Here is a 1,776-nt window from a genome sequence, read left to right as displayed (position 1 = left end):
GAGGACCACTGCTCATGAACACACAACAGGCTCACGAACTTCCCTTGGCCAGCCAGCTGAAACTGGATTCACACTGGATGCCGTTCTCCTCGAATCGCAACTTTCAGCGTGACCCACGGTTCATCGTCTCTGCGCAAGGTAGCTGGCTTACAGACTCCGAAGGCAGAAAGGTCTACGACAGTCTGTCAGGCCTGTGGACCTGCGGTGCAGGCCATTCGCGCAAGGAAATCCAGGAAGCCGTTGCCCTACAGTTGGGCACGCTCGATTACTCGCCCGCCTTTCAATATGGCCACCCGTTATCCTTCATGTTGTCCGAGCGCGTCGCTGACCTCATGCCCGGCGACCTGAACCATGTGTTCTATACCAACTCGGGCTCCGAGTGCGCGGACACTGCGGTCAAAATGGCCCGGGCGTACTGGCGCCTCAAGGGTCAGTCGACCAAGACCAAAATGATCGGCCGAGCACGCGGCTATCACGGCGTGAACATCGCCGGCACGAGCCTGGGTGGCATCGGGGGCAACCGCAAGATGTTCGGTCAACYAATGGATGTCGACCACCTGCCCCACACGTTGCAGCCGGGATTGGCCTTCACCAAAGGAATGGCGGAAACCGGTGGTGTGGAACTGGCAAATGAGTTGTTGAAGCTCATTGAACTGCATGACGCGACGAACATCGCAGCCGTTATTGTCGAGCCGATGTCGGGTTCCGCAGGTGCCATCGTGCCTCCCAAAGGTTACTTGCAGCGCCTTCGAGAGATCTGCACTCAACACAATATCCTGTTGATTTTCGACGAAGTGATCACCGGGTTCGGGCGGATGGGCACCTGGAGCGGCGCGGAGTACTTCGGCGTGAAGCCGGACATCATGAACGTGGCCAAGCAGATCACCAATGGCGCCATTCCAATGGGCGCCGTGATCGCTTCCAGTGAGATCTACCAAACCTTCATGAATCAGACGAGTCCGGAATACGCGGTCGAATTTGGCCATGGCTACACCTACTCGGCGCACCCGGTTGCCTGCGCTGCGGCCCTCGCAACATTGGATCTGCTGGAGAAGGAAAACCTCATCCAACAATCAGCTGATCTGGCACCGCATTTCGAACGCACATTGCACGGCGTCAAGGGCGCAAAACACATCGTTGACATCAGGAACTGCGGCCTCGCAGGCGCTATTCAAATTGCACCCCGCGAAGGGGATGCAATTGTTCGTCCGTTCGAGGCGGGCATGGCGCTTTGGAAAGCGGGGTTCTACGTGCGCTTCGGCGGCGACACCCTTCAGTTCGGGCCGACCTTCAACGCTAAACCTGAAGATCTTGACCGGATGTTTGACGCCGTCGGGGAAGCCTTGAACCACATCGATTAACGCAACAACGTGCAGGCAAACCACCCATGCTGGCGGGTCAACTCCGCCAGCATCACTTCTATTTTCAATCTTGCAGGTCTTTATCCATGAGCATCATTCAACACCTGATCAACGGCGAGCATATCGCCACCGCCGGCCGCACCGCGGACGTGTTCAACCCTTCCACGGGTGAGGTCATCCATCAGGTCTCACTCGCGGATCGCGCCACCGTTCAACACGCCATTGACGTCGCGACAGCCGCCTTTCCTGCATGGCGCAAGACTCCGGCCGCCAAGCGCGCTCAGGTCATGTTTCGTTTCAAGCAGTTGCTGGAGCAGAACGAAGCCAAAATCGCGCAAATGATCAGCGAAGAGCACGGCAAAACCATTGAAGATGCTACTGGGGAACTCAAACGCGGGATCGAGAACGTCGAGTT

General features: G+C 57.4%; 2 protein-coding genes. Both read left to right on the top strand.

Translation table 11 applies throughout. The features are described 5' to 3' along the window. Positions 1-14 precede the first annotated feature (14 nt). Positions 15-1,361, top strand: coding sequence for an omega-aminotransferase AptA (aptA, locus tag AC1DVH_RS30635; protein WP_477756949.1), 1,347 nt, complete (start codon positions 15-17; stop codon positions 1,359-1,361). Between the two features lie 86 nt (positions 1,362-1,447). After that, on the top strand, positions 1,448-1,776 hold a 329-nt coding region (locus AC1DVH_RS30630), incomplete at its 3' end, for an aldehyde dehydrogenase family protein (RefSeq protein WP_477756948.1).

The sequence above is a fragment of the Pseudomonas sp. P4_C3 genome, assembly GCF_056402075.1.
Note: the sequence above shows the minus strand (reverse complement) of the source record. Positions and strands in the feature narration are given on the sequence as shown.